The 7,067-nt window shown below is 64.9% G+C and carries 11 protein-coding genes; 9 read left to right on the top strand and 2 right to left on the bottom strand.

The genetic code is table 11. The features are described from left to right. Positions 1-145 precede the first annotated feature (145 nt). From KBY78_RS14710 to KBY78_RS14695, 4 genes are all read left to right on the top strand, one after another. A complete protein-coding gene (locus tag KBY78_RS14710) occupies positions 146-1,270 on the top strand; it encodes an SLBB domain-containing protein (protein ID WP_255144264.1) in 1,125 nt (374 codons plus the stop codon). A 6-nt stretch (positions 1,271-1,276) separates the two neighbouring features. After that, positions 1,277-1,759 (top strand): dual specificity protein phosphatase family protein, encoded by a 483-nt coding sequence (locus tag KBY78_RS14705; RefSeq protein WP_255144261.1) that lies wholly within the window; start codon positions 1,277-1,279, stop codon positions 1,757-1,759. A gap of 317 nt (positions 1,760-2,076) precedes the next feature. Further along, positions 2,077-2,262 carry a nucleotidyltransferase substrate binding protein gene (locus KBY78_RS14700; RefSeq protein WP_255144260.1) on the top strand — a complete coding sequence of 62 codons (186 nt, stop codon included), beginning with the start codon at positions 2,077-2,079 and terminating at the stop codon, positions 2,260-2,262. Next, positions 2,259-3,218, top strand: coding sequence for a GDP-L-fucose synthase (locus tag KBY78_RS14695; RefSeq protein ID WP_255144258.1), 960 nt, complete (start codon positions 2,259-2,261; stop codon positions 3,216-3,218). The genes KBY78_RS14700 and KBY78_RS14695 overlap by 4 nt, the downstream gene beginning before the upstream one ends. A gap of 25 nt (positions 3,219-3,243) precedes the next feature. Here KBY78_RS14695 and KBY78_RS14690 read toward each other — a convergent pair whose 3' ends face one another. After that, complete coding sequence (locus tag KBY78_RS14690) at positions 3,244-4,134, bottom strand: N-acetylmuramoyl-L-alanine amidase (protein ID WP_255144257.1); 891 nt, start codon at positions 4,132-4,134, stop codon at positions 3,244-3,246. Between the two features lie 286 nt (positions 4,135-4,420). Here KBY78_RS14690 and KBY78_RS14685 point away from each other — a divergent pair, with 286 nt between their 5' ends. The 5 genes from KBY78_RS14685 to KBY78_RS14665 all read left to right on the top strand — a co-directional run bounded on the left by KBY78_RS14685 (position 4,421) and on the right by KBY78_RS14665 (position 6,443). After that, a complete protein-coding gene (locus KBY78_RS14685) occupies positions 4,421-4,642 on the top strand; it encodes a ribbon-helix-helix domain-containing protein (RefSeq protein ID WP_255144255.1) in 222 nt (73 codons plus the stop codon). After that, positions 4,643-5,002 carry a type II toxin-antitoxin system VapC family toxin gene (locus KBY78_RS14680; protein WP_255144254.1) on the top strand — a complete coding sequence of 120 codons (360 nt, stop codon included), beginning with the start codon at positions 4,643-4,645 and terminating at the stop codon, positions 5,000-5,002. Positions 5,003-5,118: 116 nt separating this feature from the next. Continuing rightward, positions 5,119-5,763 carry a Uma2 family endonuclease gene (locus KBY78_RS14675; RefSeq protein WP_255144252.1) on the top strand — a complete coding sequence of 215 codons (645 nt, stop codon included), beginning with the start codon at positions 5,119-5,121 and terminating at the stop codon, positions 5,761-5,763. Positions 5,764-5,826: 63 nt separating this feature from the next. Continuing rightward, on the top strand, positions 5,827-6,135 hold the full coding sequence (locus tag KBY78_RS14670; RefSeq protein ID WP_255144249.1) for a FitA-like ribbon-helix-helix domain-containing protein: 309 nt from the start codon (positions 5,827-5,829) through the stop codon (positions 6,133-6,135). Positions 6,136-6,170: 35 nt separating this feature from the next. Then, positions 6,171-6,443, top strand: a complete 273-nt coding sequence (locus KBY78_RS14665) for a type II toxin-antitoxin system VapC family toxin (RefSeq protein WP_255144247.1) — start codon at positions 6,171-6,173, stop codon at positions 6,441-6,443. 270 nt (positions 6,444-6,713) lie between these two features. Here KBY78_RS14665 and KBY78_RS14660 read toward each other — a convergent pair. Beyond that, positions 6,714-7,067, bottom strand: a 354-nt coding sequence (locus KBY78_RS14660) for a nucleotidyltransferase domain-containing protein (protein ID WP_255144246.1), incomplete at its 5' end; no start/stop codon positions are given.

Genomic DNA, 7,067 nt, shown 5'->3' with positions numbered 1-7,067 from the left:
GATCCAGGCAGCCGGGCGGGCACGTCGATGGCGGCTGAAATTGGATGGAGTCAATGTATCGGTGATGGCCAGCTGATGACTGGCCTCCTACCACCACCTTTTCAACCGGTTCGTGGCAACATTCGCCCTACTGTCCGTTTCCGCGATGACAAGCCTGCGTGTGGAACTGGTGGGGAAACCATGGGCCCTGTCGTTGCTGATGCTTGTCGGCCTCTCCAGCCCCCTGGCCCCTGTGGTGGCGGAGGAGTTGCAGCGGGAAGATATCGCCCAGGCCGTTGCCGACCCGGCGTCGAGCGACGGCATGCTCCAGGACGATGCCTACATCCTGGGTGCTGGCGATGGTCTGAGCCCGAAATTCCTGGCGGTGGACGACCTCAGCAGTTCGCTGGACATCCTCAATGACGGCACGGCCTCGCTGCCGTTGCTGGGCAGTGTCAGGCTCACGGGACTGACCATCTCCCAGGCCAGCCTCTGGCTGGAATCGCTGTATCGAAAACAGCTGCAGCGCCCGGATCTTCAGTTGAGCGTTATTCGGCCCCGCCCGCTGCGTGTCGCGGTGGTGGGCGAGGTGGAGCGTCCCGGCCTCTACACCCTCACCACGTCCGAAGGTTCCAACACGCAGGCGACAGTCTCGATCAGCGGCCTCCCCACCCTGGTGGATGCCATCCAGAAGGCCGGCGGGATCACCACCACGGCGAATCTGCGACGGGTGGTGGTCCAGCGACGCCTGCCGGGAGCCGAGTCCCGCTTCAAGCGAGCCCGTGTGGATCTGCTGGCACTGGTGCGGGACGGGGACCAGACTCAGAACCCCCTGCTCTTCGATGGGGACACGATCCGCCTCGAGCGGGCCCCCCAGGAGGTGTCGACCGCCAGCGCCGAAATCGCGGCCACCACCCTGGCGCCCAAGGCGATCTCCGTGAACGTGATCGGGGAGGTGAAGTCTCCGGGAGGCTTGCAGGTGCCGGCCAGAACCCCGTTGATGCAGGCGATCCTGGCGGCGGGCGGTGTGCAGACCTGGCGGGCCAAGACCTCGAAGATCGAGCTGGTGCGCCTCAACCGCAACGGCACCGTCATGCGCCGTACCTATCCTCTCGACCTCAGTCAGGGTGTGTCGATCGCCAAGAATCCACCCCTGGTGGAAGGCGATACCGTGATCGTCAACCGCAGTCGCTATGCGGTCAGCACCGATGCGATCGGGGCGGTCAGCCAGCCCCTGTCCGGATTGGTGAATGTGCTGACCCTGTTCCGTCTTCTCGACAACAACAACTGAGCCTGGATGCGCATCACCTGGCTGTTGAGCGATGAATTGGCGGTGGGAACGGCTCCCTGCAGCAGCGAGGATCTCGATTGGCTCGAGCAGGAGGGGGTCAGGTCGCTGATCAGCCTCTGCTCGGCTGAGGAAGCTCCCCTGCCTGGCGGGATTGCCGAGCGGTTCCAGTGGGTTCGGCTGCCCCTGCCGGATCACCGCCACCAGCACAGCGCGCCCACGGGAGAGCAGATCGCCACCGTGCTCTCTGAACTGAGCCGCCTGCGCGGGCATGGGCCGGTGTTTCTGCACTGCGTGGCCGGTGTGGAGCGCTCGCCCCTGGTGGCGATGGCCTGGTTGATCCAGAGCCGCCGGATGGGCTGGCAGGCGGCTCTCGACTACGTGCAGCAGACCCATCCCGGGACCAGCCCCTTGCCGGAGCAGCTGGCGGTGCTGAGAAGTTTGCCGTTCCTGACGGCGGCGGCCTGCCCCCAGCTGCCAGCAGTAGCTTGAGACGGCCGTTTTCAGCGGCCAGGGTTTGAGTCGTTGGAGCCCTGCTCGCGCCCGCCCGACCATCACCCAGTCGTGTGCCCCTGCTCGCCTTGAGCCTCCAATGACCTCAGCCACGCCGAAACCAGGCTGGCCTTGATGAAGAACCAGCCGATCAAGGCGCCTGCGGCTCAAGCTTGAGTGTGTTCAGACGTGAGTGAGTTTGATGTTCGCTGGCAGCAGCGCTTGGCAACGATCAGAGGGCACTGGAGCAGCTGGAATCCTTTTTCGATCTACTGCGCAGCGAGGGGAACAGCGAACTGATCGGTTCACGGGATACCTTGTGTGAAGCCTTCAGGGTTGGACTCGTTGTTGATGGCAACGCCTGGATGCAGATGATTCAGGACAGGACCCTCACCAGCCACAGCTACAATCGAGCCACCGACGATTTGTGCGCTCACGTGGATCGGGTTGGCCTGCTGTTGCTTGAGCGGGTGCCGTCACCCCATGAGATCTTTCCCCGATGAGCCTGATCACTCCCAGCGACCGGATTTTCGTGGCGGGCCATCGCGGCATGGCCGGCAGCGCCATCCTGCGCGCCCTGGAGGCGAAGGGCTACGCCAACCTGCTCACGGCAGGCCGCGATCAACTGGATCTGCGCGATGCCGGCGCGGTGGAGGCCTGGTTCGCCGCCCACAGGCCGCAGGTGGTGGTGCTGGCGGCGGCGAAGGTGGGCGGCATCCTGGCGAACAGCAGCTATCCCGCCGACTTCCTGCTCGACAATCTCAAGATCCAGACCCATGTGATCGAGAACGCCTGGCGCCATGGGGCCCGGCGATTGCTGTTCCTGGGCAGCAGCTGCATCTATCCGAAGTTCGCCGCGCAGCCGATCCGTGAGGAGTCGCTGCTCACCGGCGAGCTGGAGCCCACCAATGAGTGGTACGCGATCGCCAAGATCGCCGGCCTCAAGCTGTGCGCGGCGCTGCGCCTTCAGTACGGCTTCGATGCGATCAGCCTGATGCCCACCAACCTCTATGGCCCCGGCGACAACTACCACCCCAGCCACAGCCATGTGCTGCCGGCCCTGATCCGCCGCTTTCACGAGGCGAAACTGGCCGGCGCCGAGCAGGTGGTCTGCTGGGGCACGGGCACGCCACGACGTGAATTCCTGCATGTCGATGATCTGGCCGAGGCTGCGCTGTTCTGCCTGGAGCAGTGGCAGCCGGCGGCCCATGACCCCCAGTTCCTGAATGTGGGCACGGGGGAGGACCTGCCGATCCGCGAACTCGCGGAGCTGGTGGCCCGCACTGTGGGCTTCGGGGGCGGCATTGCCTGGGACACCAGCAAGCCCGACGGCACTCCGCGCAAGCTGCTGGACGTGAGCCGGCTGGCGGCGCTGGGATGGCAGGCCCGGATTCCCCTGGCCGAAGGGCTGGCGAGCACCTATGCCGACTGGTTGGAGGCAACCTCCCGCCAGCCTTAGCCTGAGCTGATGCCCCCCCGGCGTCCTAACCCCCCCGGCGTTCGCCCAGGGCAAAGGGTTGGAAGGATGCGGTGATGCCGAACTCCTCGGCGAATTCGAGCACGCGGCACCAGCCGCGGTCGGCGCGCATGATGCCGCGCAGGATCACCGGCGAGTTGCCGCCCTGCAGGCTCATTTCAAACAGCGGGTGGCCGATCGAGGCCTGCACCGCATCGTCCTGGTAGGTGGGGGCGATGTCGGTGCTGCCGATCAGGACGCGGCGCTGGCTGGCGTTCCACTCGTAGGGGATGTCGTAGAGGCTGAGCAGGTCGGCCACCAGGGCCCAGGAGGTGCCGTGCTCGTCGATCTCCACCGCCAGGTTGGTGCCGCGGGCGCCCATGCTGGCGCTGCGGCGGAAGACCAGGGAAGGCTGGTCGGCGCCTGGTTTAATCTCACCGCGCATGCGGGCGCGGATGCGCCGCCGCAGCTCCTCACCGCCCTCGGCGGGCCCGCCCTTGCGCAGCTGCATGAAGTCCCAGCGCTCGCCCGTGCCGCCCCAGGCCACGGGGCCGTAGTTGTCGTGCATGATGCGGCCGTCGCGGTTGGAGGCGGCCTCGGCGTGGGTCATCACCCGCTGGATGGTGATGTCGTCGGCCCGCCAATCCCAGCTGAGGGCCAGATCGGCCACCTCTGTGCACATGGCCTCGATCTGCGCTTCGGTGGGCGGGATCGCCCAGGGATCGGGGCTGCCACCCATGCAGGCGCAGGAGATGGCGACGGCATTGCTGTTGCGCCGCCAGGTGTGGGCATTGAGGTCGATGGTGTAGGAATGCAGCCGATACAGATGACCATCACCGGCCACGATCGTGTGATAGAGCCCCTGGCGCACCCAGCTGTAGGGGGTGGCACTCCAGTGCAGGTAGATCGTGGCGGCCATCGGAGCAGCGGTGATCAGATTGTCCGGCGGAGAGTAGCCAATGGCCGAGGCTGTTTCAGTCCTGCGCCGACATTGCGCGTGCCGGAGTCTGCGCAACTGCAGCAACAGCCTGCTGGCGATACTGATGGCGTGAAAGCAGCTTGGTCTGGGATGGATGAAGACCCACCGCCATGGCCGCGGAATGGAGGAGAACGCCCTCCTGCTGAAGGGGCAGGGCTGGATTTCGGCACGAGCGGCGTGATATCATCATCTGATAACGTCATCACATGGTGGAGAGAGGTCTGGCATGCGAACGATCGTCGACTTGCCTGAGCCTGAGCGCGAGCAATTGGATGCGCAGTGCCGGCAGCTCGGCATTTCAAGGGCGGCAGCCCTGCGGGAGGCGTTGCGGCTGTGGCTGAAGCAACAACACCCCAGACACGAGAAGGTCTTTGGCCTCTGGAAAGACCGACCGACAGACGCACTGGTGCTGCAGGAGGCGTTACGGCAGGAGTGGAGCCAGCACTGAATGCTCTTGCTCGACACCAACATCCTGATTGATGTACTGCGCGGCGAGAAGGCCAGCCTGGAGTGGCTGGATCAACAGCAGCGACCGGCGATCAGTGAGATCACCTGGATTGAGGTGCTGGTGGGCTGCCGTGTTGGTGAATCCGCTGAGGTGGAGACCTGGCTGGAGAGTTTTCTTCGGCTGGCGCTCGACCACAGCATCGCCAGGGAAACCGTGCTGCTGCGTCAGCGTCATGGCCTGAAAGTGCCCGACGCGATCATTCTGGCCACAGCCACCGTGCATGGGCTCAAACTAGCGACCCGCAATGTTCGGGATTTCCCCTTGACGCTTGAGAACGTGCTTCATCCCTATGCCCTTTGACGGGTGACATTGATCAGATCCTGCCGGCACTGACCGCCGTGATCTGGGTAGCAGTGGACGGTCGCCAGGGCTTGATCCATCTATCGTTGCTTTGATGACGTCGCTGCGTCAGCGTGATGACACTGGTCCATGCTCCGCCCCTTGCCGATACTCTGGCTCCGCTGCTGCTGCCGGAGCAGCTGCAGCTCACCCCAGAGCAGTTCGAGCTGGTGTGTGCCGCCAATCCTGAGGCGGTGCTGGAGCTAAACTCCGACGGGCAGCTGATCAGCATGCCCCCCACCGGCGGCGAGACCAGCAGCCGCAACAGTGAGCTGCTGTTCCAGCTGCAACGCTTTGCCAGAAGCGCTGGAGGCTGGAAGGTCTTCGACAGCTCCGGAGGCTTCCGCCTTGCCGACGGCTCCATACTCAGTCCGGACGCCTCCCTGGTGCGCCTGGATCGCTGGCTGGCGCTCACCGCCGAGCAACGCCGCGGCTTCCCGCCCCTCTGCCCCGACCTGGTGGTGGAACTGGCCAGCCCCAGCGATCAGGGCCCGCGTGGCGTGAGTTCCCTGAGCCGCAAGATGGCCGCTTACCAGGCCAACGGCGCCGCCCTGGGCTGGTTGTTGCTGCCGGAAGACCAGGCGGTGGAGATCTGGCCTGGCCGAGAGGCTCAAGGTGTTGATCTGCCGGAACCCCAGCGTCTGGAGGGCGCCACTGAGCTCGATGGCGGCGAGGTGCTGCCTGGTTTAAAGCTGGATCTGAGCGAGATCTGGCAGGGCTGAGATGACCGATGCCTGTCGGAATGAGGCTCCCCGGGCTGATGAGGAAGCCCAGGCCCTACCGGTTTGCGGCTGAACCTGGGGGAGACCTCCGGGCGTGTCCGCCTGCGCTATCGTTTTGCTATCGAGGGCAGAGGAGGCGATATGCCTTCACTGAGCTTGCGCGGAATCCCCGAAGACGTCTACGAAGGCTTACGTCAGCTGGCTGCATGGAATCACCGCAGCATGCAGGAGCAGGCACGGTTGATGATCGAGCGGGACGTACGCCTCTCTCGCCCGACGGCCGTGGAGGCGCCCCGTCAATGGCGTGAGCGCCTTAAGGGCAGGCAATTTCCAGAACTGGTCAGTGATCTGCTGGCCGATCGTGTCCGTTGAGTTCGCCTCCGGTGGACAGGACGTCTTCGTGATCGATGCATCGTCAGCAGGTGCAACGCAGCTTGCTCCGCCGAGAAGAGGCTGAGGAGTTGTTCGAAGATCTGCGGCGGTTGCCACTGAGGCCCGTGCCCTCTTCTGAACTCAGTGCCCATGCACTCGCTTTGGCGCTTGATCACGGCCTGAGCGTGTACGACGCTGCCTATCTGGCCTTGGCACAGCGCTCGGGAGCCGCTCTGATCACTTCCGACCATCAACTCGAGAGCGCCGCCCGCCGCTGCGGCTGCGCCACCCTCTCATCATCCCCCTGACACTTCCCCAATCCCAAGGGCTGCCGAAAAGTCGTCTGTCTTGCCGAGCGCAATCAGCCGTATTCACTTCAGCTTGCGGACTTTCAGCCAGGTCAGCATGCGCTGAGGCGAGTACGCCCGGACCCCATTCTGCTTTAATCCCTGCGGTGCTGAGACGCTGGAGCCCCACTCGCGTCCGGACCCACACTTGCGGGATTGGTGTGTCCAGCCACTCCGGCCGCGCCGCCAATTTTGCAGTGTCCACGAAATTGGGGGAACCCCAGAGCTGGATCAGCTCGCCCCTGGCTGCTCCCACAGCACCACCCCTGCTCTGTCGATGTGTTCGAGCAGGGTGGGGTGGTCGATCAGATGCTGGAGCTGCAGATCGATCCGCCAGGGCAGGAGCAGATCATCAAGCTCGGCGCCGAGCAGCAGCAGCTCGCCCAGCCCCAGGGCCGGGGCCTCCAGGCACAGGTCGATGTCGGATCCGGAGCGATGCCGGCCCAGCGCGCGCGATCCGTAGAGAGTCAGCCGCCGCACCTCTGGATGGAGGCGGATCCTCTCCAGGACCTGGGTCGTGACCTCAGCCGGAAGGCCAGGGATGCCGGCCTCGATCGGTTCTGTGGAGGCTGTCAACGCTGCCTG

This window comes from Synechococcus sp. EJ6-Ellesmere (assembly GCF_024345875.1).
Lineage (GTDB): Bacteria > Cyanobacteriota > Cyanobacteriia > PCC-6307 > Cyanobiaceae > Regnicoccus_A > Regnicoccus_A antarcticus.
This window is presented reverse-complemented; position numbering and strand designations above follow the sequence as displayed.